Origin of the sequence: Cytobacillus dafuensis (genome assembly GCF_007995155.1) — a bacterium.
GTDB lineage: Bacteria > Bacillota > Bacilli > Bacillales > Cytobacillaceae > Cytobacillus > Cytobacillus dafuensis.
The window spans coordinates 4,378,745-4,405,702 of the sequence record NZ_CP042593.1; the positions used below are offsets into that span (position 1 = coordinate 4,378,745).

Here is a 26,958-nt window from a genome sequence, read left to right on the forward strand (position 1 = left end):
TCTTATTTATCATTTAAAGCAACAACACCAGGTAAGGCCTTTCCTTCCATAAACTCTAATGACGCACCGCCGCCAGTAGAAATATGACTCATACGATCTGCTAAATGGAATTTTTCAACAGCCGCTGCAGAGTCTCCCCCGCCAATGACAGAATATGTATCATTTGCTTCTGCTAAGCTTTCCGCCACTGCTCTCGTTCCACCAGCAAACTTTTGCCATTCAAACACACCCATAGGTCCATTCCAAATGACAAGCTTAGAGTTTTGAATAACATCGCTATAAATCTCAGCCGTTTTCGGACCGATATCAAGAGCCATCCATCCAGCTGGAATCTCATCGATGGAAACTGTTTTAGAATTCGCTTGCTGTGAAAATTCCTCAGCAACAACCGCATCGACAGGCATGTAAAATTTAACGCCCTTTTCTTCAGCTTTTTCCATAAAGGATTTCGCTAATTCAATTTTATCCTCTTCTAAAAGAGAGTTCCCAATTTCATAGCCTTTCGCTTTCACAAATGTATAAGCTAAACCGCCGCCAATAATTAAGTTATCTACTTTTTCAAGAAGATTTTCAATAACGCCGATTTTATCCTTTACTTTCGCTCCGCCAATGATCGCTGTGAATGGGCGCTCTGGATTTGAAAGGGCTTTCCCTAGTACGTCCAATTCCTTTTCCATTAATAGTCCTGATACAGCAGGGATATGGTGCGCAATCCCTTCTGTTGAAGCATGTGCACGGTGTGCTGCACCGAAAGCATCATTCACATAGATATCCGCTAATTCAGCAAAAGCTTTTGCTAATTCTGGATCATTTTTTTCCTCACCAGGATAGAAGCGAACATTTTCTAGAAGAAGCACTTCTCCTTGCTCCATTTCCTCGATCATGGCTTTAACTGTATCGCCATACGCTTCATCCGCTTTTTTTACATCCTTGCCAAGAAGCTCGGATAAACGCCCTGCAACTGGTGTAAGACGTAATTCCTCAACAACCTTACCCTTCGGACGACCTAAATGACTCGCTAAAATAACTTTAGCTCCTTGGTCCATTAAATATGTAATAGTAGGAATTGCTGCACGAATTCGAGTTTCATCCGTTACTTTTCCATCCTCCATCGGCACATTAAAGTCTACACGGCAAAAAACTCGTTTCCCTTTTAACTCTACATCTTTCACACTCTTTTTGTTCATAGAAATGGCCCTCCTGATTTTTGGCTAGTAACTGGCACTAATCTGACAGCTCTTATAAGTAAATACGTTAAAACAACCAGCTTCATTGCTTTCAAAAACTGTCTTTTATAAGAAAAACTTGGCGTTCTCCAAGCCCTTCCGGTGAATGCTCAGTTTTTCTTATGCGGGTCTCTTTAATAGAGACTTTATTGAAACTTCACATTCACTTAGCTGGCTATTTTAGCTAAAGAAAACTCGTCGATTGGCGAGCCTTGGAAAGGCGAAGACAGAGGCGTAGTTGCACTTATCGCGCTCATATATGCCACGTCCTGTGGCATTCGCCCGACTAGGACATCCTGTCCGTCGTACTTAATACCTAAAATTGGCAACTGCGTCGAATCATCTTCTGCGCTGACAATTTATACTATCTTAACGTGCAAAAAGAAGAGGGGATGAATTCCCGCTCCCCTTTTACCCTTTATCATTATAGTCGTTTATTGTTCTAATTTCCAATAGGTTTAAGTACTTACTAGCCAATTAATTTAATGGAAGTTTCCATTTCTATCGATAAATCCAATTTCCCCTTAAATTCCTTTTTGAGCAATATACTCGACAAGGTCAACAACTCGGTAAGAATAGCCTGTTTCATTGTCATACCAGGAGATTACTTTTGCCAAATTGCCTTCCATGACCATTGTGGAAAGAGCGTCAATAGTTGATGAGCTTGTGCTTCCATTATAATCTCCAGAGACGAGCGGCAATTCACTATAGCTTAGAATGCCTTTTAATTCGCCCTCTGCCGCTTCTTTCAATGCTCCATTTATGTCATCAACTGTTACATTTTTTTCAAGTTCAACAACTAAATCTACTAAAGAAACATTTGGAGTTGGAACTCGAACCGCTCCTCCATTTAATTTTCCCTTTAGCTCAGGCAGCACAAGGGAAACTGCCTTTGCCGCTCCAGTTGTTGTTGGAATAATATTCTCAGCAGCTGCACGAGCACGGCGGTAATCCTTATGCGGTAAATCAAGAATTTGTTGATCATTTGTATAGGAATGGATGGTTGTCATCATTCCACGCTTAATTCCGAACTTATCATTCAAAACTTTAGCAAATGGCGCTAAACAGTTTGTTGTACATGATGCGTTTGAGATGACATGATGATTGGCTGCGTCATATTTTTCATGGTTTACACCCATTACGATCGTAATATCTTCATTTGATGCTGGTGCAGAGATGATTACTTTTTTCGCGCCAGCTTCTAAATGCTTCGCTGCATCCTCACGTTTTGTAAAGCGGCCTGTTGATTCAACAACTACGTCCACCCCTAGATCTCCCCAGCCCAGCTGAGCAGGATCACGTTCAGCAAGTACTTTTACTTTATGGCCGCCAACTACTAAGTATTCACCATCTACTACTATTTCTTCCTTTAATGTCCCGTGAACAGAATCATATTTTAAAAGATGTGCAAGCATGTTTGCATCTGTTAAATCATTCACGGCAACAATTTCGATATTCGGGTTGTTTAATGCTGCACGGAAAACTACACGTCCAATTCTTCCAAATCCATTTATACCAACTTTAACAGTCATTATTTTTTCCTCCTAATTATTTGGTTATGTTATATTTCTCTGTTGATTTCCGCTGCAGGCACTCGCTTTCCGCGGGCGGTCCGGAAGCCTCCTCGTCGCTATCGCTCCTGCGGGGTCTCCCTTTGACTCGCTTCTCCCGCAGGAGTCTCGTGCCTTCCGCTCCAATCAACAACAAAATAGCATTATCAACATTAAGCTTTAATACAGCCAATAATTTGAATTTATTATTAATAAAATTCCTTATAGATATTAGTCCTTAAGCAATTCAGTTGCTGCTCCCTCATCTGTTACAAGAACGGTCGATTTTGGCGCTTGATTCATATAAGCAGCAATAGCCTTTGCTTTTGATTTTCCTCCAGCAACGGAAATAATATTCGGGATATTAGATAAGTCCTGAAGCTGTAATCCGATGGTTTGTACTTTATAGACGACCTCTCCAGCTTCATTAAAATAATACCCAAACGCTTCTCCTTCTGCTCTGCCATTTTGGATCAAAGCAATCTCTTGATCGCTTGTTTTACGACGTTTTGCCATTGTCATAGCGTCCCCAATTCCATGTAAAACCATGCTTGCAGATTTAATTAAACGAAGAACCTCGTTAATTTCAGGCTCTTTTATAATAGATCTGTACATTTCATCGCTAACTTGATCAGGCACATAAAGAACTCTATGCTTTGAACCTGTACGATCTGCCATGGTTGCACAAATGGTGTTTGCTTGATTTTTCACATCCTCGCCAATTCCGCCTCTAGCAGGAACAAACTGCAATTCATAATCCGCAAATTCAAGGGACAGCATATTTGCCACAGCCGCCATTGTCGATCCACCAGTTACAGCAATAATATTTCCTCTATTTAAAGTTGATCTCATGAATTCAGCGGCAGCTCTTCCTAATTCACTTTTTACCCATGGAGACTCCTCGCTGTCACCTGAGACAACAATAATTTTCTGAATCCCTAGCTTTCTTTGCAGTTTAGTTTCTAATTCATTCAATCCTGTTAATTCCCGCATCATATGCTCAAGTTTATCCAGCAGCTCCTTTCCATCAGAAGTAAGGCTCATTCCTTGGCTTGAAATCACGATTAGATTCTGGCTTTTCAGAAACTCGACTTCTCCTCTTAAGACCCTTTCCGTCAGGTTTAGACTTACTGCAAGACTCCTTCTCCCTACCGGCTCCATTAAGCCGATATATTGAAGAATTTGATAGCGCTTTTGCATAACAACTAGCAATTCAGGCAATAATCTTTTTTGAATATCGATGAGTGAGTGCATTTTCTTGCTCCTTTAAATAGATGTGGACATTTTTTGTCCCTCATAGTCATATAATGTCCCACTTAGGATAAAAAAAATCACCCTTGCCTCAATTTCATTTTAACAGGAGTGATCTGGAAGTTCAACTTTTAACTTTTTCTTTTTTCTGAAAACACTTCTATAATAGATTGCTTATCTATCTGGCCATATTGGACTTCTACACCATCAATTTCGACAACGGGAATCATAAGTCCATATTTTTCAGTCAGTTCATCACTTTGATCAATATCTGCTTCAGTATAAAGAAAATCCCACTCTTCTTGTAATTCCAATAGTATGTTTTTGGCTTTATCACATAAAGGACAGCGGTTCCGCGTATAGAGCACAAGGGTACTTTGATTCACCGTTATTCTCCTTTTCAATCGTATCTTTTTCTTTTTGAAGATGATGGGATGCCAAGCTGATCACGATACTTCGCAATCGTTCTCCTTGAAACAACCATCCCTTCCTTTTCTTTTAACAATTGTACAATCTCTTGATCTGATAAAGGTCTTTGCTTATTTTCTCCTTCAATCATTTTGCTTATGATCGTCTTGACTTGCTTTGATGAAGTATTCTCGTCAGAAGTGGTTTTAATCGTGCTTGAAAAGAAGGATCTCAATTCAAAAGTGCCAAAAGGGGTTTGAGCATATTTTTCCCGAACAGCCCTGCTCACCGTTGATTCATGAATTTCCAGCTCATCAGCAATTTCCTTCATAGTCATCGGACTTATATAGGAAGGTCCCTTGATGAAAAATTCCTGCTGCTTTTCAACAATTTTCAAAGAAACCTTGGATAATGTTTCTTTTCTCTGCTCTATGCTTCTCATAATCCAATAATAATCTTGTTGGTTGTCCTGTAAAAAGCGTTTAACCTGTTTATCTTTATTGGAGGAAAATTGTTTGTAGTATTCATTATTAAAGCTTATCTTCGGTAAAGCTTCATCAAAAACACTGACAAAAAAAGAATTCCCATCCCAATCAATGACAACATCTGGAATGATATAGGCCGATTTTTCGTGCTGAAAAGAGGAGGCAGGTCTTGGATTTAATGTTTGAACATAGTCAAAAACCTCTTGAATATCCGTCATTTTAATCCCAAGAATTTTGGTAATGTCTTTCCACTTCTTCTCCGCGAAAGCACTGAAATGATTCTCTATTATTTCTTCCGCTAAGGGATTTCTCTTCTCTAGCCTCTTTAGCTGCAGAAGAATGCATTCATGCAAATTACGGGCACCAATTCCAGCTGGCTCCAATCCCTGTAATAGCTTAAGAGTTTGAAAGACTTCCTCTTCCGAAATATGAAAGCGAAGAGCGATTTCCTCCAGCTCTACTCGCAAGTAACCGTTTTCATCCAAACAATCAACAAGATAGTTGAATACCTTTTCTCCTTCAGCATTAAGAAGATTAAAATCAAGCTGAGCCTTTAAGTGCTCTTCTAGATATAGTTCATTCCTGCCGATTTGTTCGATCCAATTTTGTTTATCTTTTTCAATCTTTTTTTTCGCTGGTTTTGTACGATCAAAGCGGGGGTCCATTGCCTGAACATGATTGGATTCAATTTGCAATAAGGGATTTTCTAAAGCTTTATTTTCAAGGAATGCAGAAAGCTCCTGCGCATTATATTGCAGCAAGGCTATTGCCTGAGTCAGCTCCTGAGTCATCGTTAACTTTAATGTCTGCTGCTGCCATAACCCAGCCTGTAAATTCATCATACATCCCCCCTTCACTCCATTTTACAATAAGGCGGAGCAATGTTGAATGGAAAGATATTGGCATTAAGGAAAGTGAGAGTGCCTTTGGTTATTAATGGACAATATATTCTTTAATTTTATTATTTTTTTAATTTGATTGAGCATTTCTTCTTTTGTAAAAAGAAAGGCGGTCTTATGAGACCACTTTTTGGAGATATCTTTGCTTTGGTGGTCTCATGAAACCCCTACGAGACCGCTTCTATGCGATTTTTTGGCTTTGGTGGTCTTATGAACCCTCCATGAGACCTCTTCTTAGCGATTTTTTGGCTTTAGTTGTCTTATGAACCCTCCATGAGACCTCTTCTTGGCGATTTTTTGGCTTCGGTGGTCTTATGAACCCTCCATGAGACCGCTTCTCGGCGTTTTATTTGCTTTAGTGGTCTCATGAACCGTCAGGCTATCTGAAATGAATAAAAAAATACTATCACGTTTTAAAAACGCAATAGTATCAAGTATAAGTAGCGCCCTCGGCAGGAATCGAACCCACATCTTAAGAACCGGAATCTCACGTGCTATCCGTTGCACCACGAGGGCATATGAAGAAATGTTTTTTGAGCATTCTCTTTAAAAAAATCATGCTTTCTATAGTGTTACGATTATTAATTATAGGTTAATTTTTTGAACTTTGCAAGAAAACTTTTGTTTAAAAACTGAAGCAACGGGAATGATGGGAACGGAGGAATAAGAAAAGTGTGTCGAACAAATTAGCTAATCTATCCAAGCGATTTGTTTGACCTTTATTGACCATCAGTGTATCATAATACTACATACAGCAAAAAATCGTTTACTTACATCTTTGTATGTTTATCTCATTTTTAAAGGAGGATTTTAGAAGATGAACCTAATCCCTACAGTTATTGAACAAACAAACCGTGGAGAACGTGCATACGATATTTACTCTCGTCTTTTAAAAGATCGTATTATCATGCTTGGAAGTGCCATTGATGATAATGTAGCAAACTCCATTGTTGCACAATTATTATTCTTGGAAGCAGAAAACCCTGAGAAAGATATTACCTTATACATTAACAGCCCAGGCGGAAGTATTACTGCTGGAATGGCGATTTATGACACAATGCAGTATATTAAAGCAGATGTATCAACGATTTGTACAGGAATGGCTGCTTCTATGGGAGCTTTCCTGCTTGCAGCTGGTGAAAAAGGCAAGCGTTTCGTTTTACCAAACAGTGAAGTTATGATCCACCAGCCATTAGGCGGTGCACAAGGTCAGGCAACTGAAATTGAAATTGCTGCTAAGCGTATCCTATTCCTTCGCGACAAACTAAACACTATTCTATCAGAGCGCACAGGCCAGCCATTAGAAGTCATCGCAAGAGATACAGACCGTGACAACTTCATGACTGCTGAAAAGGCATTAGAATACGGTTTAGTAGACAAAATTATTTCACGCAATACAGCAGAAGAAAAAAAGAAATAAGCTAATAAAAAACAAACTCGCATGCCTAATCATGCGAGTTGTTTTTTACTAATTTTCCTGCTGAATAAATTCAGCTAATTCTTCAATTGCATCGACTTCATCTTTGCCATCTACAATCAAAGTCACGACTGAACCTGAGCTAACAGCAAGGCTCATTAAACCCATGATGCTTTTCGCATTGACTTTCTTTCCATCCTTCTCAAGAAAAACATCTGATGAAAATCTGTTTGCTTCTTGAACAAATAATGCCGCGGGTCTTGCCTGTAATCCTGTTTTCAGTTTCACTTCAACCTTTTTCTCTACCATTGCTCGCTTTCCTCCCCTAATAGAATCTGATTATTTTTCATAACGATTCTCCTGCTCTCAGTTTATCTGCAATCTCATCTATTTTTCTTAAGCGGTGATTAATCCCTGACTTACTTATTGTACCTCCAGAAACCATTTCACCAAGTTCCTTTAATGTAACATCCTGATAGGCAACTCGCAGTTCAGCAATTTCCTTCAGTTTATCTGGCAATATATGAAGGCCGACTGTTTCATCAATAAATCGAATATTTTCTACTTGACGAAGGGCAGCACCAATTGTTTTGTTTAAGTTCGCTGTTTCACAATTTACGAGTCGATTTACCGAATTTCGCATATCACGAACAATTCGAATATCTTCAAATTTTAAAAGTGCATTATGCGCTCCTACCACACCTAAAAATTCTGTAATCTTTTCAGCTTCTTTTAAGTATGTAATAAACCCTTTTTTCCTTTCAAGTGTTTTACTATTCAGGCCAAAAGTATTCATTAATTCACTTAAAGAGTCGTTATGCTCCTTATATAGTGAAAAAATTTCAAGATGATAGGATGATGTTTCTGGATTATTAACCGATCCTCCAGCTAGAAAAGCACCACGTAAATAAGAACGCTTACAACATTTCTTTTTAATCAAGGCTTCAGAAATATTATGTGTAAAAACAAAGCCATCGCTTAATATCTTCAAATCATCTAGAATCTCACTTGCCTTCTCCGACAATCTGACAATATAAACATTATTCTTCTTTAGTCTCATCTTCTTTCTGACAAGGAGCTCTACCTGTGCTTGATAGTTCTTCTTTATAAGAATATAGATTCTTCTTGCGATAGCTGCATTTTCAGTCTGTATATCGACAATTAGCTTTCTGTTGGAGAAAGATAGCGATCCGTTCATTCGAATAAGCGCAGACAACTCCGCTTTTCCGCAGCAATCCTTAACTTCCAGATTCGTTAATTCCTTTTTCGTTTCTGAAGCGAAAGACATAATTCCTTCACCTCCTAGTAGAAAAGCGTAGGCGCCTTGATCACCCCCGACAAGCACAAGACGAGCCTTTCGGAAAGGTGTTCTTTACCTTTCTGGAAGGATTGGCTTGTGACCTCGAGGGGGTAGGCGCTGAAGCTAGACAATTGAAAAGCGTAAGGCGCCGGCTAGAAGGTTGCTTTTTAACCTTCTGGACGGAATGGCTTATCGGCGGCAAGCATAAGACGAGCCACTCAATGTTCTATACCTTACTTTAATATTTATTCTGCATATTTATTTCATTCATTAGGAAAGAGTATAACATTTCTGCGACTTCTTTTGTATCGTGACGAATCTTTCCGCCATCATAATCAACAATTTTACCCGGAATGACTTCCAGACCTAATTCATGAAGTCGATCAATATCAAAAATAACCGGCATTGCCATTTCTTCACTATACCGTTCTTGCACTAGTTTAGGAATATCTTCATTATTGACGAGAATCGTGTTAATAAAGGCACAGCTCATATGATCATAGATCGCTTTTATATGATCGCTTGCTGTATAATTATACGTTTCCCCAGCTTGCGTCATTAAATTACAAATATATACTTTTTTTGCCTTTGCACGGCAAACCTCTGAACCGAGTTTTGGTACGAGAAGATTTGGCAAAATACTCGTATAAAGACTGCCTGGTCCAATAATAATGAGATCTGCTTTCCTAATCGCGGTAATGGTTTCAGGGAGAGGTTTTATTTGCTTTGGTGTTAAAAATACTTTTTTAATCTTTTTTCCAGAATATGGAATTTTCGATTCTCCCGATACGATTGTGCCATCTTCCATCTCTGCATGCAAAATAACACTTTGATTAGCTGCTGGCAATACCTTCCCTCTTACATTTAAAACCTTACTCATTTCCTGGATGGCATGAACAAAATTCCCTGTAATAGAGGTCATTGCGGCTAGAATTAAATTACCGAGCGAGTGACCCGACAATTCAGTCGATGTTGAAAAACGATGCTGAAACATCTCCTCAATCAAAGGCTCTACATCAGAAAGGGCTGCCAGTACATTGCGAATATCACCAGGAGGAGGAACATGCAAATCGTTTCTTAATCTTCCGGAACTGCCTCCGTCATCGGCTACTGTCACAATTGCAGTAATATCAATAGGATATTGCTTTAATCCCCGTAATAAAACAGGTAATCCTGTACCTCCACCGATGATGACGACTCTAGGCTGTCTGTTCGTCTTCATTTTCTTATTTCCCTTCTCCCTTGGATATCACGATGTGTAATTCGTGTATGGTAATCTTCCTTGAAATAATTACCAAGATATTCTGTTAAGGCAACTGAACGATGCTGGCCACCTGTACACCCTATCGCAATCACAAGCTGGGCTTTGCCTTCTCTTTTGTAGTGTGGAAGCATGAAGCTTAACAGTTCAGTTACCTTCTCAAGGAATTTGCTCGTTTCCGTCCATTTGTGAACATAGTTGTATACTTCTTCATCAAGCCCCGTTTTCGGACGCATATGTTCAATATAGTGAGGGTTAGGCAGAAATCTCACATCAAAGACTAGATCAGCATCAATCGGGATTCCATGTTTAAACCCGAAGGACATGACATTAACAGTAAACATGGTTGTTTTATTAATGGAAAATTCCGTAAGAATCTTTTCACGCAGTTCTCTAGGCTTTAATTGTGTTGTATTATAAATAATCTGTGCCCTTCCTTTTAGCTCCTCTAATAGGTCTCGTTCAAGCTTAATTCCTTCCAGAGGAAGACCAGAGGGCGCTAACGGGTGAAATCTTCTTGTTTCTTTATATCTACGCACTAAAGTCGAATCTTCTGCATCTAAAAAAAGAATTTGCGGGGTCACCCATGAAGTTTCCGAAAGATCATCAAGCGCTTTAAACAAGTGATCAAAAAATTCACGGCCCCGTAAATCCATGACTAACGCTACCTTATTCATTTTATTCCCAGAATCCTTCATGAGTTCTAGGAATTTAGGCAATAATGTTGGCGGCAGATTATCTACACAGAAAAACCCAAGATCCTCAAAGCTTTGGATCGCAACCGTTTTACCTGCACCAGACATCCCTGTAATAATAACGATTTGAGTTTCATTAACAGCACCCGTGCTCATGATTTCTCCCCCTGACAGTATCTAGAATTAGCTTGGATCTAATCGGTAACTAATTAACTCAAAATTCGGTGTGTAGGTGAAAGTCCCGTAAATGATCCCTTTTCCATGTATCATATATTCTAAAATATGATAATCTCCAGCTGCCATTGGCAGATTTTTGATTTCCTCAAAGGGATGCCAAAGGATTTTCCCTTCCTCTGATTCATCTAAATTCAATCCATCAGCTTCCGTTGCCAAAAAGGTAAACATCATCCATTCCGACACAACCCGATCGCCTTCTTTCATAATAAAGGTAAAAATCCCCTTAATATTCGGATTGCGCAAATAAATGCCCGTTTCCTCTCTGAACTCTCGTATGCAGGAGTCCCTAACCGATTCTCCCGGCTCCATCTTTCCACCTGGGGCTACCCACCAGCCGCGTCGAGGCTTTTGTAAAAGCAAAACTTGATCACTCTTTATTAACACACAGTTGGTGACTCGCTGCATCTTTAATTCACCCCATTATTTACCGTTCTGGCTTTTTATTGAGTTCATTATACTATTTTTGTCAATCAGTAACAATGAAATGGGTATGTTTAAGATATGGAATAAAAAAACATAAAGAAAACTCGCCGATTGGCTTAGCCTTGGAAAGGCGAAGACAGAGGGGTAGTTGCACTTATCGCGCTCATACATGCCACGTCCTGTGGCATTCGCCCGACTAGGACATCCTGTCCGTCGTACTTAATTCCTAAAATTGCCAACTGCGTCGAATCATCTTCTGTGCTGTCAATTTATACTTTATTAACGTGCAAAAAAAAGAGCACAGAAGGATCTGTGCTTAACAAAGGATTATATCTTTAAAAGGGGGTCAATTTCTATTTTTATATTACCCGAAATTTATTTCACCACTGTTACAGGAAAATTAAAACATAATGACTTTTTGTAAATTTTCCTAAAAAACCTATCATTAAAGCTGATTGATTCTTTATTCAGAAGCAATTTTAACTTTGGCTGAATAATATTAAAACTTCTCTTTTAATTCTTCGATATAATGTTGAGCACTTTGAGCTGCGATACTTCCGTCACCTGTTGCTGTCACAATTTGACGAAGCATTTTCTCACGAATATCTCCAGCTGCAAAAATACCTGGAACCTTGGTTTCCATTTTTTCATTTGTTTCAATATATCCATTTTCATTTGTAATACCAAGATTTGCGAATGGCTTTGACAATGGAACCATGCCGACATATACGAATACACCATCCGTTTTAAACTCTTGCTCTTCACCTGTTTCAGTGGAAACAAGAGTAACACTGCCAACCTTACCATTTTCTTCATTAATTTGCTTGACAGTATGATTCCAAATGAAATCGATTTTTTCATTATCAAATGCACGTTTTTGCAGGATGGCTTGGGCACGAAGCTCATCACGACGGTGTACAATCGTCACCTTCGTCGCAAAGCGAGTTAAGTAAACTCCTTCTTCAACAGCTGAATCCCCTCCGCCGATTACGACAAGCTCTCTTCCTTTAAAGAAAGCACCGTCACACACTGCACAATAGGAAACGCCGCGTCCACCTAAATCCTTCTCACCAGGGACACCTAGCTTCTTGTACTCTGCACCAGTAGTAATAATGACAGCTCGGGCTTTATATTGCTTTGAACCTGCCACAACTGTCTTATACTCTTCCCCATCAATAATTTCCTTTATGTCACCATATGCGTATTCAGCACCAAACTTTTTCGCATGATCAAACATCTTTGTTGATAAATCAGGACCTAAAATATGATCAAATCCTGGATAGTTTTCAACTTCTTCTGTGTTTGCCATTTGACCGCCAGGGACACCGCGTTCAATCATTAAGGTAGACAGATCTGCTCTAGAGGTATATACTGCAGCAGTCATCCCAGCAGGACCTGCACCAGCAATAATGACATCATAAATTTTTTCTTCAGACACGTTGTTTCATCCTCCTATAGTAAACGGCCACATGTAGTAAGCCAATTTAATAATTATTAATAATATGACCAACTACAATCATCCTATAAAAATAAAAGGATTTCGTCCAAATATATGCTTATGAAATATAGTGAAACTTCAATCAGTGGGGTGGCCATCTCCCACTGATTGTTAGTTGCGGCCCACAGGAAGTGGGTCACACAGACGTTGCCAAACGATGTGGCGCTTTTAGTCTGTGTTCATTTTACGGGCTGTTTATCACCGAGTAAAAAGTTTTTGTTCTTTCAACTTCTTAAAATAGGTGGTCTTACAGCCCGTTAATCTGAGAGTAAGCTGTTCACTAATTTTATATATTTAGCTAGTGTTGAAGTAGCCATACCGTATTTGTCAGCGATTTGCTTCTGGGAAGCTTTTCCCCCTCTTAACTTAATCCAGACGGTTTCAATAGCAGCAGCCCATGCTTTATGATTTTTAATGGATTGATTACTATTAGAAATTTCTACAAAAACAGTAAACCACATTAAAAATAAACCTGCTTCCACGGTTCCAATAGGATGATAAGATTCATAAAGAAGCGCCGCGGTATCGTGTACCGGCATAGCCTTCCAGCCATTCCCTTTGCGTATGCAGGATAAATACTCTCGTTCCAAATGAGAAAATCTCCTGTTTTGGTTTATTTCTCTTGAAGAAAGTATCTCTTCCTTCTCATCTGACATAGCAGTTAAGAAAAGGGCAAAAAGACGCTCCTCAATATAATCACTGTCTAATTTCTTGAGAATCGATGAAGGATGGTTCTCCAGTCCGTTATGGATCGTTTTCTCATCATTCCAAGGCTCAAATCCTTCTTTTTCAGGATTTAGTTCAACAGATTTTTCCCAAGCAGATTTTGCAATTTTTTCTCTGCCTGTAAAATAGGCAGCATAGGAGAGCCAATAGTAAAAAGCACCATCTCCATCAAATCCTTTTTTCTGCAGCCTGCGAAGCCATAAAAAAGCAGCATCGTACTCGCCGATTAATGCAAAAGTTGCTCCAAGTTTAAACTGATGCTCAATGGACAAAGGATTGATTTTTTTCAGAACCTCTTTTAGTGCTTTTACTTCTTTATAATCACGCTCATAAAAAGCGAAAACAAGCTTGTTGCATAAAGCATGTAAATTACCTGGATTCTCTTCAAACACCTTATCAAGTATATCTGCTGCTTTTTGAATTTCTCCTAGATAAAAATACGCAAGTGCCAGATTATTATAGGCTGACCAGTATTCAGGATACTCATCAATGACAGAATTAAGAATCTCAACCGCCTTCGGAAAATGACCCGACTCAAGAAGCTCCCGTGCATGCTCCTGTTTTGTAATAAGATCATCCTGTTCGTAAGGCTCCTCATCCAATTCCTCCGCTTCCATTGTGAGCAGCTCAAGAAGATCAATAGTATCATCAGCAAACTCCCCATCCTCGTCCAATTCCAAATATAAATTGGCATGATGGTAGGCATCCTTAAAGAACCCTAAATGTGCATAGTTATTGGCGAGAAAATAATGACATTCCACCATATCAGCATCAAGCTCTTCAATAATCCGATGCAAAAGACGGTTAGCTTGCTGGTATTCACCCATTTCCGAATGAACAACAGCTAATTGGCAGACAATCATGGATTCATCTGGTTCAAGTTGAATCGCTCTCTGTAAATATTTTCTTGCTTTATAAAGATCCCTTTTGTGGTAAGCCTTTAATCCTTTTGAAAAATAATACTCACCTGTAGGGTTAAATATTAGTAATTTCCCATTCGTTTTCCTTGCTTTAGAGTCTTTACCCATGAAATCCTCCACCTTCTTATTAACTCAAGTAGTATATCATAGAAGCAAGCTATTGGAGAAGGGATTGGAGGATATTAGCACTAGAGTTCATATCACACGGTTAAAAGGGCTTTCGCAGGTGAAATTTAGAGAAAAGCATTTTTTTGAAAATTTTTCTGTCGGTATCAATTGGAGACAGAACGAAAGCAGCCTCTTAATCGGCGTTTGTGCCGTCAATATAAAAAGAAATCGCGGTGCTGTTCAAGAGAGTGAATACTCTTTTTTCTATAATAAGCATCTGCCTATTAAGTCGCGACTGGTTTGGGATTTTTTGAAGCGTTTGATGGATAAGGTGGCAGAGCCGCAGGCGAGGAGGATGAAGTTTTAAGAAGAGTGTCTTTATTATCAGCGAATAAAGACACTCTTGACTCATTTTTTACTGTTTATGAAATCTCAATTAGCTACTAATCCACGGAATTTATTTTCATAACAGATTTTCTTTGAATAGTAGCTTGGGATGGTCTATTTTCTCAGGTATCTGACCACTTTTCTTGGAATGCTAGCTTTGGATGGTCCATTTAATCAGGTATCTGACCACTTTTCTTGGAATGCTAGCTTTGGATGGTCCATTTAATCAGGTATCTGACCACTTTTCTTGGAATAGTAGCTTTAGATGGTCTATTTAATCGGGTATCTGACCACTTTTCTTAGAATAGTAGCTTTAGATGGTCTATTTAAACAGGTATCTGACCACTTTTCTTAGAATAGTAGCTTTAGATGGTCTATTTAATCAGGTATCTGACCACTTTTCTTAGAATAATAGCTTTGGATGGTCTATTTATTCAGGTATCTGACCATTTTTCTTGGAATAGTAGCTTTAGATGGTCTATTTAATCAGGTATCTGACCACTTTTCTTGGAATAATAGCTTTGGATGGTCTATTTAATCAGATATCTGACCACTTTTCTTAGAATAATAGCTTTGGATGGTCTATTTATTCAGGTATCTGACCATTTTTCTTGGAATAGTAGCTTTAGATGGTCTATTTAATCAGGTATCTGACCACTTTTCTTGGAATAGTAGCTTCGGATGGTCTATTTACCCAGGTATCTGACCACTTTTCTTAGAAAAACTGCTTTGAATGGACCATTTAGCGAGTAATCCATTTATGAAACGCTACTTTTTATGAACCCGGCCTCTATTCAGCCGGGTTCCCTTCATGTCTTTTATCCAACACGCTTAATACTTCTTTAAACGGAAGATCTTGCTCTCTAAGCAAAACGAGTAAATGGTAAATCAAGTCGGCTGCTTCCCATTTAAGCTCTTCTTTGTCACGATTTTTGGCTGCGATGATGACTTCTGCAGCTTCTTCTCCGACCTTTTTCAAAATTTTGTCCACACCTTTTTCAAATAAATAGGTCGTGTATGCCCCTTCTGGTCGTTCTTCTTCCCGCTCCTTAATAATTTTCTCAAGGGACAAGAGTATGCTGTAGTCTGCTAGGCTAGCAGCCCCTTCCCCCGACTGAAAAAGGCTCGCATCAAAACAGCTCACTGTACCCTTATGGCAAGCTGGCCCCGCAGGCTTAACGAGTACAGCGATGGCGTCCTTGTCACAGTCGAATTTCATCTCCACAATTTTCTGCGTGTTCCCGCTCGTCGCCCCTTTATGCCAAAGCTCCTGCCTTGAGCGGCTGAAAAACCAAGTCTCACCTGTCTCAATTGATTTTTCAAGGGATTCCCGATTCATGTAAGCAAGTGTCAGTACTTCTCTTGTCGTCGCATCCTGAACGATTGCTGGGATGAGGCCTTTTTCATCAAATGTCAATTCTTCGAAATTCATCGGACAGGCACTCCTTTTTCCTTTATATAAGCTTTTACCTCTGATACTGAAGTTTCTTTATAGTGAAAAATGGAAGCTGCTAAGGCTGCATCCGCTTTTCCATCAAGAAAGGCTTCTGCAAAATGCTCTGCATTCCCTGCTCCACCCGACGCGATAACAGGAATCGATACCGACTCGCTGACGGCTTTTGTTAAGGCAAGGTCAAAACCCTTTTTTTCTCCATCTGAATCCATGCTTGTTAGTAAAATCTCTCCGGCGCCAAGCTTTACTACTTCCTTCGCCCACGCGATGACTTCCCATTCGGATGGTTTGCGGCCACCATGCGTGTAAACACGCCATGATCCAAGCTCTTCATCATACTTCGCATCAATGGCCACGACGATGCATTGTGAACCGAAAAATTTAGCTCCTTCTGTAATCAAATTCGGGTCATTCACAGCGGCCGTATTAAGCGATACCTTATCTGCACCCGCTCGTAAAATCCTTTTCATATCCTCTAATGAGTTAATGCCCCCACCAACTGTAAACGGAATCGCTAATTCAGACGCAACCGACTGAACGACTCCAACCATTGTTTTTCTACCTTCAACAGAAGCCGATATATCTAGAAAAACAAGCTCATCAGCACCTTGCTCATCATAAAAACGGGCTAGCTCAACAGGATCGCCTGCGTCACGCAGTTGCACAAATTGTATGCCTTTTACAACCCTGCCCTCTTTTACATCAAGGCAAGGGATAATCCGCTTTGTTAGCATGATGCCTTCACCTCTCCTAATGCTTCCTTAACTGTAAAGCGTCCTTCGTAAATCGCTTTTCCTACAATGGCTCCGGTAACCCCATCTTCATAAAATTCTTTTAAACTAGTTAAATCAGCTAGCTTGCTGACTCCCCCAGATGCTATGATGCTTTTTCCCGTTTCCTTTGCGAGCAGCCTGACAGCCTCTACATTGGGGCCAGAAAGCATGCCATCTGTTGCAATATCTGTAAAAATAAAGGTTTCAGCCCCAGCATCAGCAAATCTTTTCCCAAGCTCAACTGCTTTTACCTCAGATATATTCAGCCAACCATGAGTGGCAACATACCCGTCCTTTGCATCAAGTCCAATGGCCATTTGGCTGCCATATTTCTTAATCATTTCAATGGCAAAAGCCGGATTGGAAACGGCCACACTTCCAAGAATGACACGAGATACACCATTTTCAAGATAATGAACTATATCCATTTCTGTCCGTATGCCGCCGCCGATTTGAATATTCGCCTTCAGATTTTTCGCGGCCTGAATGACAGAGACATCATTGACTCTTTTACCATCCTTTGCTCCGTCCAGATCCACCATATGAATCCAGCAAGCCCCTTCGTCCGCAAACTTCCTTGCCATCTCAAAAGGAGAGTCCCCATATACCGTTTCTTGATTATAGTCCCCCTGCAGCAAGCGAACACAGTTGCCTCCTCTCATATCAATTGCTGGATAAATCGTAAAACTCATGAGACTCTCATCCTTTCTTGTTAACAAAGCAAAGTAAAATTTCGCAATAATTCCATGCCTAGAGCACTGCTTTTTTCAGGATGGAATTGCATTCCGTATATATTTCCACTCCCAACAATTGCAGGCACAGCTATATCGTAGCTGCTATTGGCTATGACAACCTCTGTATGAGAGGTTTCAACATAGTAAGAGTGAACAAAGTATGCATAATCTTCTTTTATTCCTTGAAGAATCGGTGACGGCTGAACTAAATTCAGTTGATTCCACCCCATATGCGGAACCTTATACGAAGAACCATCTTCCTTTACACCTAAAAATCTTCTTACCGTTCCAGGTAGTAATTGTAATCCCTTCGTAAGTCCGTTCTCCTCACTCTCTTCAAACAATAGCTGCATACCTAAACAAATCCCCAGAAGCGGCTTCCCGAGCTGAACATATTCTTTCATCATGCTCGTTAAACCTAATTTATCTAATTGCTCCATCGCGTCCTTAAAGGAGCCGACCCCAGGAAGGATGAGTCCATCAGCCTTCATTAGATCTTCACTGTTCTCCGAAATAAAGTAAGGAACTTCCATTCTTTCGAGCGCTTTGCTGACACTAAAAAGATTTCCCATTCCGTAATCAATAATGCCGATCATTTACAACATCCCTTTCGTAGAAGGAACTCCTTTTATATTTGGATCAATCATCGTTGCTTCATTTAATGCCCTGCCAAGCGCTTTAAAAATAGCCTCAATTATATGGTGTGTATTTTGTCCGTAGTGTACAATAACATGCAAATTCATCCTTGCCTCAAGCGCCAGCTTCCATAGGAATTCGTGTACAAGCTCTGTATCAAAGGTTCCGACCTTTTGGCTCGGAAACTCTGCTCTCATCTCTAAGTGAGGACGATTGCTTAAATCAATGACAACCTGGGCGAGTGCCTCATCCATTGGAACAAATGCATTTCCATAGCGCTTAATCCCTTTTTTATCACCGAGTGCTTCTCTTAATACTTGTCCTAGGCAAATGCCGATATCCTCTGTCGTATGGTGATCATCCACTTCAATGTCACCCTTTGCATTTACCGTTAAATCGAATTGCCCATGTTTCGTAAAGAGGTCGAGCATATGAGTTAAAAAAGGAACCCCCGTTTCAAGCTTGCTCTTCCCTTGCCCATCAATGTTGAAACCTAAAAATATGTCCGTTTCATTCGTTTTCCTTTTGATCTCAGTTGCTCTAGCCATTTTCTCCCCTCCGAAATTCACTTATTTCCTCAATCGTATTTCAATCGCTCTCGCATGGGCTTCAAGTCCTTCAAGCCTTGCAAATGCTGCAATCTTTTCTCCATTTTCTTTCAATGCCTTCTCACTGTAAAAAACAATACTGGATTTCTTTTGAAAGTCCTCTACATTGAGCGGACTAGAGAAACGCGCCGTTCCATTCGTAGGCAGCACATGGTTCGGTCCTGCAAAGTAGTCTCCGACAGGTTCAGGACTATTGCGGCCAATAAAAATGGCGCCTGCATGTCTGATTTTTCCTAAAAGCTCCATCGGATTGTCCGTTACAATTTCTAAATGTTCAGGAGCTAGTCTATTAATCGTGTCAATCGCTTCCTCCATCGTATCCGTCACATAAATAGCACCAAAGTTCTCAATGGATTGTGAAGCAATATTTTGACGAGGAAGTGTTAATAATTGCTTCTCTACCTCAGCTGCAACAGCCTTTGCCAATGCTTCGGATGGAGTCACTAGGACACTGCAGGCAAAAATATCATGCTCAGCTTGCGATAATAGATCAGCTGCAACTTCATCCGGTCTTGCCGTATCATCAGCAAGAACCGCAATTTCACTTGGACCTGCAATCATATCAATATCCACATCTCCAAAAACCTCTCGCTTCGCCAGTGCGACAAAAATATTACCAGGACCTGTAATTTTATCAACTGGAGCAATCGTTTCCGTCCCATAGGCTAATGCTGCGATTGCTTGTGCACCGCCAACTTTATAAATTTCCTCAGCCCCTGCTTCCTGAGCGGCAACTAGAACGGCTGCCGGAAGCTTTCCTGTTTTTTTATCAGGAGGGGAAGTAATGACTATGCGTTCGACCCCAGCAACCTTTGCAGGCAGAACATTCATCAGCACAGAAGATGGATAAGCAGCCGTTCCGCCTGGCACATATAAACCAACTGAATCAAGCGGGGTTACCTTTTGGCCAAGAATCGTCCCATTTTCATCCGTTGTCATCCAGGACGGGTGCAATTGTTTTTCATGAAAGGAGCGAATATTTGACGCTGCCTCTTGAATAATAGCAAGGAGATCATCATCTATTTCTTTATAAGCTTCCCTTTTTTCTTCCTCCGTAACAGCGATATTAACTAAAGAAATCCCGTCAAATTTTTCTGTGAAGGCTTTTAACGCTTCATCTCCATCCTGACGAACGCGCTCAATAATACTTTTAACAACGACTCGCTGCTCTTCTGTCCCATTATCAACCGACCTCTTAATGGAAATTTCCTCATTTATTTTTAAAATCTTCATTTCGTCACGCTCCTTAGAGGCCTTCGTTGCTCTGCAATTTTTTTACTAGCCGCTCGACAAGCTCATTAACCCTTTCTTCCTTTAATCGAAAGCTGGCTGGATTTACAATCAGCCTTGATGTTATATCAACAATTCGTTCATATTCGACTAGCCCGTTCTCCTTTAATGTCCGCCCCGTGGAAACAATATCGACAATTCGATCAGCAAGACCAATCATTGGTGCAAGCTCGATGGATCCGTTCAGCTTAATGATTTCGACCTGCTCCCCTTGTTCACGGAAATATGCTTCTGCAACATTCGGATATTTTGTTGCAATCTTTGGTGCTATGTTATTCATTTTTGTATTCGGTAAACCTGCCACAGCGAGGTAGCATGCACTTATTTTTAAATCAAGCAGTTCATATACAACGCGCTCTTCCTCAAGCATGACATCCTTGCCTGCGATCCCAAGGTCTGCAACTCCATGTTCAACATAGGTAGGAACATCCATTGGCTTTGCTAAAATAAACCGGAAGCTTTCTTCAGGAACATCAATGATTAGTTTTCTTGAATCATCGAACTCTGGCGGCAATTGGAAGCCAGCCTCACGAAGCAAATCAGCAGCATCTTCGAATATTCTGCCTTTTGGCATCGCTATGGTTAAAACGTCTTTCATATCTCGGTTTCCCTCCCAGCATTGCCAACTAAAAAGGTGATGTCTTCATATTGGTTCGTACAATTATCAATATCCTTAACGCCATTAATATCCTGTAGCACTACCTTTTTCCCTGACCTTCTCAGTTCCTGTGCATGTTGAAAGGCTTCCTTCCTTCGTTCTGGACTAAATAAAATACAGGAAACAGCTGAGCTCTCTATGTCATCCCCAAGCGCCTCAAGAAGTCGGTCTATCCGGATGGCAAAGCCTGTTGCCCCAGCCTGCTTGCCGAATTTTTGAAGCAATTGGTCGTACCTGCCTCCACTCGCAATTGGAAAACCAACCTTCCCTGCATATACCTCGAATAAAATGCCTGTATAGTAGCTCATATGGCTCACGAGCGTTAAATCGAATTTCACTTTTTCCTCCAGTCCATAATCACCCATCATTTCAAATAGCTGATGGAGCTGAAGAATATCCTCTTTTCCTTCTTCATTTTCAAGCAGGCTAACGGCCAATTCTATAATTTCTATTCCTCCCCTTAGCTTTAAAAAATCCAACAGACGCTGCTTGTCAATAGAAGAAAGGGCCAACCCTTTTACATGCTCCCTGTATCCTACATAATTTTTCTCAAATAAAAATCTTGTTAAAGCTTCCACTCTTTCTTCCGTTCCTAATATTTTCAGGAAAAATTTATGGGCAAAGCCGATATGTCCAACTGAGAGCTTAAAATCTTCTAAACCAGCTTCTTGTAAGGAGCTGATGATTAATGCAATCACTTCCGCATCCGCGCTAATGGTATAATCGCCGATGCATTCCACTCCAATCTGTTCAAACTCTGCTGGACTCCCACCCTCCTTCTGCTGAGCGCGGAAAACATTAGCTGCATAAGCTAAGCGAATAGGCATATCCTTTTTTAACAATCTAGAAGCCGCAATCCGCGCAATGGGAGTCGTCATATCTGGACGCAAAACAAGTGTATGCCCTTGCTGATCAAGCAGCTTAAATAACTGCTGGTCAAGTATTGCCGAAGCGGAACCAACCGTTTCATAGTATTCTAGAGTCGGAGTCTCAATGAACCGGTAGCCCCAACGCTCCATCTCCTTTTCAATCGAAGCCCTTACCACCCGCTTTCGATCAAATAATTCTGGTAATGTATCTCTCATCCCTAAGGGTTTTTCAAACATAAATAAGCGACTCATCTCATTCACCTCAAAACGCTTTAGTTCGCTAATATGGTAGTAAAATAAAGTTATCTGTATTTTAACTCCACGGACAACATCCGTCAATAACTAAAAATTTGCTTAATACACTTTAAATAGTGTTTGTTAAAGTAGCTATTGTTAGACATGTACACGATTAATGTTAGAAAAACTTGGCGTTCGCCAAGTCTTTTTTGGCGAATGCCTTAGTTTTACTTATGCGATCTTAATAGCAGATATTAATTGAAAACACACTTCACTTTAGTACGTTAATAAAGTGAAACTTCCATCAGTGGGGGTTTTTCGACGCACAGGACGTGCTAGTGCCGACGTTGCCACAGGACGTGGCGTTCTTAGTCGGCTTTCATCCCCCACTGATGGTTAGTTGCGGCCCACAGGAAGTGGGTCACGCAGACGTTGCCACACGATGTGGCGCTTTTAGTCTGTGTTCATTTTACGGGCTTTTATGGGCAGTTGTCCCCCACCTATCTTCCTCGCTTCTCTCTCAATCTTGAGGTGGGGGTCTTACTGCTCGTTAATGCGGGATAAACTTAAACTTTCCTATTAGCCAAAAAAAGCCAAAATAAAAAGCCCTGCTTGCTATTGCAAACAGAGCTTTAAGCCTTTTCTTCTCCATATATCGGGTCATCCGCCCAGCGTTTTGCCATCTCTTCCTTCGTGTAGATCACCCGCATTGGATTTCCGCCGACAAAGGAGCCAGGAGGGACATCCTTATGCACTAAAGTACCTGCGGATACAATCGCACCATCCCCGATTGATACGCCAGGCAAAATCGTCGTGTTGGCGCCGATCATGACTTCACTGCCAATCTCTACATTCCCTAATCGATATTCCTTAATTAAATACTCATGAGCAAGGATCGTTGTATTATAGCCGATCACTGTATTACGGCCAACACTAATCTTTTCAGGAAACATCACATCCAGCATCACCATCAGAGCAAATGATGTCTCATCTCCAACCTTCATTCGTAAAAAAGTTCGATATAGCCAGTTTTTCATGCCTAAAAAAGGGGTATACCTTGCGAGCTGGATCACGACGAAGTTTTTTACAACCTTCCAAAAAGGAACCGTTTTATACACATGCCATAGTGAATTGGCACCTTCGACTGGATAGCGATCCGTTCTCCTCATCCCTTATTTACCTTTAAAATATCAAGCAGATCAGCCATTGTATCAAGAATATAATCTGGCTCGAAGCCCATTAAATGCTCTTTTCCTTTTGCACTCCAGGCAACGCCAGCAGTTTTCGTGCCTGCATTCTTTCCGCCAAGAATATCATGAGAATTATCGCCGACCATTATCGCCTCTTCTGGCTTTGAACCTAGCAGATCTAATGCTTTTATAATCGGTTCAGGATCAGGCTTAGCATTTTGAACATGGTCTAATGCAATAACGACATCAAAAAATTGATCAAGCTTTGTGAGCTTAAGACCTTTTTCAATATTTTTATGAATCTTTGTTGATACAATTGCTATTTTATAGCCCGATTCTTTCAATGTACGAACGGTTTCAAAAACAGTCGGAAATTCTTTTACAAGTAAGTCATGATTACTTAAATTGAATTCCCTGTACATAGCGATCATATCGTCCACTTTTTCCGGATTAATCGATGTGAAGGTTTCCGTTAGGGTCGGCCCCATAAAAGGCAGAACATCCTCTCGCTTGTATTTATCTGGATAATAGCTACCTAACGTATGCAAAAATGAAGAAATAATTAATTCATTCGTATCAATTAACGTCCCGTCTAAGTCAAATAATACGGTATTAACTTGTGTGCTCATAAGCTGTTTCCTTCCTTTTATTCATTTCAGTGCGTTTCCAAATAAATGCGATAATTAATGTTAATAATATAGCAACACTCAATCGAATGAGCAGTAATGGCAGAACCGGAATACCTAGTGGGACAAATAACAATGTATCCTCCACAACAGCATGACAGGCAACAAGGAAAATAAACGCGAGCGTAACATCCTTTTTACTGACCCCATCATCTTGAACTGCTTGAATCATCACTCCCGCACCAAAAGCAAGGCCGAATAATAATCCAGCTGCAAGAGTCGTTGAGGCATTTTCCTTCATCCCTAACGCTCTCGTTATCGGTGACATCCATTTTGAAAAAACGGCGAGCCAATTTAAATCTTTTAAAAATTGAATAACGACCATAAGCGGAATCACAATCATGGCTAGCTGTAATATACCCAGCCCCGCTTTTTGAAAGGCATCTAACAAAATAGACGCCCAGCCAGTAAGCTCATCCTCTTTGGCAGGAATGATCCCATATTTCGCTATTTCTGACCCGTCATGCCAAACAAGATTAATCACAAATGCGGATAGGAGCGCTAAGCCAAGCCTAACCGCAACAACAATCCAAAGCTTGACTCCAACTTTAAGGGCAACACTTGATTCAATCAGCATATTATGTGAGAACGAAAGCATGACGGCAATAATAAAGACTTCCTTCACCGTTAAATCCAGTGTTAATATAGCCCCAATTCCAGCATATAAGTTCAGGAAATTCCCTAAAACAATTGGAATGGCTGCATCCCCTGACAGGCCAATAACATTCATAAGGGGAGTAATTAGCTTTATGACCCATGGAAGCACGGGTGTATGCTGCAGGATAGCAACAATCACTGTAACAGGAAAAATAATCTTCCCCAATGTCCATGTCGTTTTTAATCCAACCATGATTCCCCTTTTGAATGATTCAACCAGCATGTCAGTTCTCCCTTTTTCTACTTTTCTATACACTCTTATCTAAATAACGTACATCCGAATAGCCCTTCATCCTTCTGACCACAAGCAAAATAACTGCAACGATTACAAGGATGATCGAAATCGTTTGTGCGGCTCTTAAATACTCCGTCAGCATTAAACTGTCTGTTCTCAAGCCTTCAACGAAATAGCGTCCAACCGAATACCACATCACATAGGTTAGGAACATCTCGCCTTGACGCATATTTACTTTTCTTAAGAGGATAAGGATGACAAATCCGATGATATCCCAGATGGATTCATATAAAAAAGTAGGATGATAATAAGCACCATTAATATACATTTGATTAATAATGAAATCAGGTAGATGCAAGTTTTCCAAGAATGCACGGCTAACTTCTCCTCCATGCGCTTCCTGGTTCATAAAGTTTCCCCAGCGGCCGATTGCTTGACCTAAAATAATACTAGGTGCTGCAATATCAGCAATCTTCCAGAAAGAAACATTCCTCTTTTTTGCAAAAATATATGCGGTAATGACGGACCCGATTAAAGCTCCATGAATAGCAATGCCGCCCTCCCATATTTTGATAATATCACTAGGATTTTGGCTATAATAGTCCCATTGGAAAATGACATAATAAATTCTTGCTGAAATAATCGCAATCGGAATTGCCCAAAGCATTAAATCTGGGAATATCTCTTTTGACAATCCCCTTCTTTCTGATTCACGTATAGCAAGTATTAATCCTAAAGCGATGCCGAAGCCTATAATAATCCCATACCAATAGACTTCAATAGGCCCGATAGAAAAAGCAATCGGATTAAGCGGCTGTATCGTTGATTCCATAATCACTGCTCCTTTTATTCCTAAATATTAGTTCGAATTACTTAAGCCCTCTCACCATCTTCAATAACGTCTGCTAGGCGATTGGAAAATTGTTCAGCTGCGTTGACGCCCATTCGTTTAAGCCGGAAATTCATGGCTGCTACTTCGATTATAACCGCCAAGTTCCGTCCAGGGCGAACGGGAATCGTTAGCTTCGGCAATTCCATATCGATAATTTTCATCTTTTCCTCTTCAAGCCCAAGGCGATCATATTGCTTGTTCTGATCCCAAAGCTCTAAATCCATAACGATCGTAATACGTTTAAAGCTGCGAACAGCTCCTGCACCGAACAACGTCATCACATTTATGATCCCTAGACCGCGAATCTCTAATAAATGCTCAATTAGTTCCGGTGATGTGCCAACAAGTGTATTTTCATCTTCCTGTCTGATCTCCACACAATCATCTGCTACTAACCTATGTCCACGTTTTACTAGTTCTAAAGCAGTTTCACTTTTACCGACGCCGCTTTTCCCCGTAATGAGCACTCCGACCCCATAAACATCAACAAGAACCCCGTGAACAGCCGTTGTCGGAGCAAGTTTGCTCTCAAGATAATTCGTTAACAAACTTGAAAAACGCGTTGTTTTTAACTTTGTTCTTAATAGTGGTACTGCTTCTCGTTCAGCTGCCTCAATTAATTCCTCTGGGATTTCCAAGCTTCTTGAAATAATAATACCAGGTGTAATGTCCGTACAAAGGCGATCAAATCGAGCCTGCCGATCAATCTCATTTAATTTTCCTGTGAAGGTGAGCTCCGTTTTTCCTATCAGCTGTATTCTCTCTGCCGGGTAAAATTCGAAATATCCTGCCACTTCTATTCCTGGCCTGGAAATATCACTTGTGGTAATCGATCGGTATATCCCCTCTTCACCACTAATCAGCTCAAGATCAAATTTATCTATAATGTCTTTCGTGCATACTTTAGCCAATTTGATTACCTCCGTTTTTGAATAGGAACGGCATTTAATAAATCACTCTATCCGTTTTGTTTCGGGTGAGGGACTGCCTTTTTATGACTTTATCCATTTATTTTAGCACTTTTTTCCGAAGAACCAAATGAATGAATCCGAATCGTTCGAAAAATATTATAAAGTTCCTCATTGTAAAAAATATAATACATAATCAAATAGACATTATCATATAAAAGACCCTATAATTAAAGTGAATATTGACCAAAGCTGGTAAATATGGGTTTAAGAGAAATCAACTACACAAAAATTCCATTGTATGTAAGGCCAGCTTAATCATTAATAGAGAAGGCTGTGTT

The 26,958-nt window shown here is 40.2% G+C and carries 27 protein-coding genes and 1 tRNA gene; 2 read left to right on the plus strand and 26 right to left on the minus strand.

Annotated elements, in window-relative coordinates; all coding sequences use genetic code 11:
- Positions 1-2: 2 nt before the first annotated feature.
- The 6 genes from FSZ17_RS20875 to FSZ17_RS20905 form a co-directional block, all read right to left on the minus strand.
- A complete protein-coding gene (locus FSZ17_RS20875; protein ID WP_057776372.1) occupies positions 3-1,187 on the minus strand; it encodes a phosphoglycerate kinase in 1,185 nt (394 codons plus the stop codon).
- A gap of 563 nt (positions 1,188-1,750) precedes the next feature.
- Positions 1,751-2,758: a type I glyceraldehyde-3-phosphate dehydrogenase gene (gene gap / locus FSZ17_RS20880; RefSeq protein ID WP_057776371.1), complete on the minus strand. Its 1,008-nt coding sequence runs from the start codon at positions 2,756-2,758 to the stop codon at positions 1,751-1,753.
- Positions 2,759-3,007: 249 nt separating this feature from the next.
- Complete coding sequence (locus FSZ17_RS20890) at positions 3,008-4,030, minus strand: sugar-binding transcriptional regulator (protein ID WP_057776370.1); 1,023 nt, start codon at positions 4,028-4,030, stop codon at positions 3,008-3,010.
- Between the two features lie 128 nt (positions 4,031-4,158).
- Positions 4,159-4,413, minus strand: a complete 255-nt coding sequence (locus tag FSZ17_RS20895) for a glutaredoxin family protein (protein WP_057776369.1) — start codon at positions 4,411-4,413, stop codon at positions 4,159-4,161.
- A 14-nt stretch (positions 4,414-4,427) separates the two neighbouring features.
- A complete protein-coding gene (gene rpoN, locus FSZ17_RS20900) occupies positions 4,428-5,759 on the minus strand; it encodes an RNA polymerase factor sigma-54 (RefSeq protein ID WP_057776368.1) in 1,332 nt (443 codons plus the stop codon).
- 504 nt (positions 5,760-6,263) lie between these two features.
- Positions 6,264-6,335 (minus strand) — tRNA-Arg (locus FSZ17_RS20905).
- Between the two features lie 301 nt (positions 6,336-6,636).
- On the opposite strand from FSZ17_RS20905, the gene clpP reads away from it, so the two are divergent.
- Positions 6,637-7,239 (plus strand): ATP-dependent Clp endopeptidase proteolytic subunit ClpP, encoded by a 603-nt coding sequence (gene clpP / locus FSZ17_RS20910; RefSeq protein WP_057776367.1) that lies wholly within the window; start codon positions 6,637-6,639, stop codon positions 7,237-7,239.
- A 48-nt stretch (positions 7,240-7,287) separates the two neighbouring features.
- Here the strand turns inward: clpP and FSZ17_RS20915 are convergent, their stop codons facing one another.
- The 7 genes from FSZ17_RS20915 to FSZ17_RS20945 form a co-directional block, all read right to left on the minus strand.
- Complete coding sequence (locus FSZ17_RS20915) at positions 7,288-7,545, minus strand: HPr family phosphocarrier protein (protein WP_057776366.1); 258 nt, start codon at positions 7,543-7,545, stop codon at positions 7,288-7,290.
- A gap of 37 nt (positions 7,546-7,582) precedes the next feature.
- Positions 7,583-8,524 carry a DNA-binding protein WhiA gene (gene whiA / locus FSZ17_RS20920; RefSeq protein WP_057776365.1) on the minus strand — a complete coding sequence of 314 codons (942 nt, stop codon included), beginning with the start codon at positions 8,522-8,524 and terminating at the stop codon, positions 7,583-7,585.
- Positions 8,525-8,774: 250 nt separating this feature from the next.
- Entirely contained in the window at positions 8,775-9,758 is a 984-nt protein-coding gene (locus FSZ17_RS20925) for a gluconeogenesis factor YvcK family protein (protein WP_057776364.1), read from the minus strand.
- Positions 9,755-10,648, minus strand: coding sequence for an RNase adapter RapZ (gene rapZ, locus FSZ17_RS20930; protein ID WP_057776363.1), 894 nt, complete (start codon positions 10,646-10,648; stop codon positions 9,755-9,757). The genes FSZ17_RS20925 and rapZ overlap by 4 nt, the downstream gene beginning before the upstream one ends.
- Before the next feature lie 27 nt (positions 10,649-10,675).
- Complete coding sequence (locus FSZ17_RS20935; protein ID WP_057776362.1) at positions 10,676-11,134, minus strand: 8-oxo-dGTP diphosphatase; 459 nt, start codon at positions 11,132-11,134, stop codon at positions 10,676-10,678.
- A 517-nt stretch (positions 11,135-11,651) separates the two neighbouring features.
- The gene (gene trxB, locus FSZ17_RS20940; RefSeq protein WP_057776361.1) at positions 11,652-12,590 is read right to left on the minus strand and encodes a thioredoxin-disulfide reductase; all 939 of its coding nucleotides are present in this window, start codon (positions 12,588-12,590) and stop codon (positions 11,652-11,654) included.
- A 317-nt stretch (positions 12,591-12,907) separates the two neighbouring features.
- Entirely contained in the window at positions 12,908-14,404 is a 1,497-nt protein-coding gene (locus FSZ17_RS20945; protein WP_057776360.1) for a tetratricopeptide repeat protein, read from the minus strand.
- A 64-nt stretch (positions 14,405-14,468) separates the two neighbouring features.
- On the opposite strand from FSZ17_RS20945, the gene FSZ17_RS20950 reads away from it, so the two are divergent.
- Positions 14,469-14,771: a hypothetical protein gene (locus tag FSZ17_RS20950; protein ID WP_146846551.1), complete on the plus strand. Its 303-nt coding sequence runs from the start codon at positions 14,469-14,471 to the stop codon at positions 14,769-14,771.
- Between the two features lie 810 nt (positions 14,772-15,581).
- On the opposite strand, the gene hisIE is transcribed toward FSZ17_RS20950, so the two are convergent.
- From hisIE to hprK, 13 genes are all read right to left on the minus strand, one after another.
- Positions 15,582-16,223: a bifunctional phosphoribosyl-AMP cyclohydrolase/phosphoribosyl-ATP diphosphatase HisIE gene (gene hisIE / locus FSZ17_RS20955; RefSeq protein WP_057776358.1), complete on the minus strand. Its 642-nt coding sequence runs from the start codon at positions 16,221-16,223 to the stop codon at positions 15,582-15,584.
- Complete coding sequence (hisF, locus tag FSZ17_RS20960) at positions 16,220-16,978, minus strand: imidazole glycerol phosphate synthase subunit HisF (protein WP_057776357.1); 759 nt, start codon at positions 16,976-16,978, stop codon at positions 16,220-16,222. Before hisF ends, hisIE begins: the two co-directional genes overlap by 4 nt.
- Entirely contained in the window at positions 16,972-17,709 is a 738-nt protein-coding gene (gene hisA, locus FSZ17_RS20965) for a 1-(5-phosphoribosyl)-5-[(5-phosphoribosylamino)methylideneamino]imidazole-4-carboxamide isomerase (protein ID WP_057776356.1), read from the minus strand. The genes hisF and hisA overlap by 7 nt, the downstream gene beginning before the upstream one ends.
- A 20-nt stretch (positions 17,710-17,729) precedes the next feature.
- On the minus strand, positions 17,730-18,347 hold the full coding sequence (hisH, locus tag FSZ17_RS20970) for an imidazole glycerol phosphate synthase subunit HisH (RefSeq protein ID WP_057776355.1): 618 nt from the start codon (positions 18,345-18,347) through the stop codon (positions 17,730-17,732).
- Positions 18,348-18,935, minus strand: a complete 588-nt coding sequence (gene hisB / locus FSZ17_RS20975; protein WP_057776354.1) for an imidazoleglycerol-phosphate dehydratase HisB — start codon at positions 18,933-18,935, stop codon at positions 18,348-18,350.
- 21 nt (positions 18,936-18,956) lie between these two features.
- A complete protein-coding gene (gene hisD / locus FSZ17_RS20980) occupies positions 18,957-20,228 on the minus strand; it encodes a histidinol dehydrogenase (RefSeq protein WP_057776353.1) in 1,272 nt (423 codons plus the stop codon).
- Between the two features lie 13 nt (positions 20,229-20,241).
- Positions 20,242-20,883, minus strand: coding sequence for an ATP phosphoribosyltransferase (gene hisG / locus FSZ17_RS20985; RefSeq protein WP_057776352.1), 642 nt, complete (start codon positions 20,881-20,883; stop codon positions 20,242-20,244).
- Positions 20,880-22,064 carry an ATP phosphoribosyltransferase regulatory subunit gene (locus FSZ17_RS20990; protein WP_057776351.1) on the minus strand — a complete coding sequence of 395 codons (1,185 nt, stop codon included), beginning with the start codon at positions 22,062-22,064 and terminating at the stop codon, positions 20,880-20,882. The genes hisG and FSZ17_RS20990 overlap by 4 nt, the downstream gene beginning before the upstream one ends.
- A 617-nt stretch (positions 22,065-22,681) precedes the next feature.
- On the minus strand, positions 22,682-23,218 hold the full coding sequence (locus tag FSZ17_RS20995) for an acyltransferase (RefSeq protein WP_057776350.1): 537 nt from the start codon (positions 23,216-23,218) through the stop codon (positions 22,682-22,684).
- Complete coding sequence (ppaX, locus tag FSZ17_RS21000; RefSeq protein WP_057776349.1) at positions 23,215-23,868, minus strand: pyrophosphatase PpaX; 654 nt, start codon at positions 23,866-23,868, stop codon at positions 23,215-23,217. The genes FSZ17_RS20995 and ppaX overlap by 4 nt, the downstream gene beginning before the upstream one ends.
- Positions 23,852-24,805 carry a nucleoside recognition domain-containing protein gene (locus FSZ17_RS21005; protein WP_057776348.1) on the minus strand — a complete coding sequence of 318 codons (954 nt, stop codon included), beginning with the start codon at positions 24,803-24,805 and terminating at the stop codon, positions 23,852-23,854. The genes ppaX and FSZ17_RS21005 overlap by 17 nt, the downstream gene beginning before the upstream one ends.
- A gap of 25 nt (positions 24,806-24,830) precedes the next feature.
- Complete coding sequence (gene lgt, locus FSZ17_RS21010) at positions 24,831-25,649, minus strand: prolipoprotein diacylglyceryl transferase (RefSeq protein ID WP_057776347.1); 819 nt, start codon at positions 25,647-25,649, stop codon at positions 24,831-24,833.
- Positions 25,650-25,690: 41 nt separating this feature from the next.
- Positions 25,691-26,620: an HPr(Ser) kinase/phosphatase gene (gene hprK / locus FSZ17_RS21015; protein ID WP_057776346.1), complete on the minus strand. Its 930-nt coding sequence runs from the start codon at positions 26,618-26,620 to the stop codon at positions 25,691-25,693.
- Positions 26,621-26,958 lie beyond the last annotated feature (338 nt).

Bases quoted from the DNA above. Each gene is read 5' to 3' on its own strand.
- FSZ17_RS20945 (WP_057776360.1), bottom strand. From the start codon at position 14,404: ATGGGTAAAGACTCTAAAGCAAGGAAAACGAATGGGAAATTACTAATA.
- FSZ17_RS20990 (WP_057776351.1), bottom strand. From the start codon at position 22,064: ATGAGTCGCTTATTTATGTTTGAAAAACCCTTAGGGATGAGAGATACA.
- lgt (WP_057776347.1), bottom strand. From the start codon at position 25,649: ATGGAATCAACGATACAGCCGCTTAATCCGATTGCTTTTTCTATCGGG.
- hisG (WP_057776352.1), bottom strand. From the start codon at position 20,883: ATGAAAGACGTTTTAACCATAGCGATGCCAAAAGGCAGAATATTCGAA.
- clpP (WP_057776367.1), top strand. From the start codon at position 6,637: ATGAACCTAATCCCTACAGTTATTGAACAAACAAACCGTGGAGAACGT.
- ppaX (WP_057776349.1), bottom strand. From the start codon at position 23,868: ATGAGCACACAAGTTAATACCGTATTATTTGACTTAGACGGGACGTTA.
- hisH (WP_057776355.1), bottom strand. From the start codon at position 18,347: ATGATCGGCATTATTGATTACGGAATGGGAAATCTTTTTAGTGTCAGC.
- rpoN (WP_057776368.1), bottom strand. From the start codon at position 5,759: ATGAATTTACAGGCTGGGTTATGGCAGCAGCAGACATTAAAGTTAACG.
- hisF (WP_057776357.1), bottom strand. From the start codon at position 16,978: ATGCTAACAAAGCGGATTATCCCTTGCCTTGATGTAAAAGAGGGCAGG.
- gap (WP_057776371.1), bottom strand. From the start codon at position 2,758: ATGACTGTTAAAGTTGGTATAAATGGATTTGGAAGAATTGGACGTGTA.
- FSZ17_RS20935 (WP_057776362.1), bottom strand. From the start codon at position 11,134: ATGCAGCGAGTCACCAACTGTGTGTTAATAAAGAGTGATCAAGTTTTG.
- FSZ17_RS20995 (WP_057776350.1), bottom strand. From the start codon at position 23,218: ATGAGGAGAACGGATCGCTATCCAGTCGAAGGTGCCAATTCACTATGG.
- hisA (WP_057776356.1), bottom strand. From the start codon at position 17,709: ATGAGTTTTACGATTTATCCAGCAATTGATATGAGAGGAGGCAACTGT.
- FSZ17_RS20915 (WP_057776366.1), bottom strand. From the start codon at position 7,545: ATGGTAGAGAAAAAGGTTGAAGTGAAACTGAAAACAGGATTACAGGCA.
- hisB (WP_057776354.1), bottom strand. From the start codon at position 18,935: ATGGCTAGAGCAACTGAGATCAAAAGGAAAACGAATGAAACGGACATA.
- whiA (WP_057776365.1), bottom strand. From the start codon at position 8,524: ATGTCTTTCGCTTCAGAAACGAAAAAGGAATTAACGAATCTGGAAGTT.
- FSZ17_RS21005 (WP_057776348.1), bottom strand. From the start codon at position 24,805: ATGCTGGTTGAATCATTCAAAAGGGGAATCATGGTTGGATTAAAAACG.
- FSZ17_RS20890 (WP_057776370.1), bottom strand. From the start codon at position 4,030: ATGCACTCACTCATCGATATTCAAAAAAGATTATTGCCTGAATTGCTA.
- hisIE (WP_057776358.1), bottom strand. From the start codon at position 16,223: ATGAATTTCGAAGAATTGACATTTGATGAAAAAGGCCTCATCCCAGCA.
- FSZ17_RS20875 (WP_057776372.1), bottom strand. From the start codon at position 1,187: ATGAACAAAAAGAGTGTGAAAGATGTAGAGTTAAAAGGGAAACGAGTT.
- rapZ (WP_057776363.1), bottom strand. From the start codon at position 10,648: ATGAGCACGGGTGCTGTTAATGAAACTCAAATCGTTATTATTACAGGG.
- FSZ17_RS20925 (WP_057776364.1), bottom strand. From the start codon at position 9,758: ATGAAGACGAACAGACAGCCTAGAGTCGTCATCATCGGTGGAGGTACA.
- hisD (WP_057776353.1), bottom strand. From the start codon at position 20,228: ATGAAGATTTTAAAAATAAATGAGGAAATTTCCATTAAGAGGTCGGTT.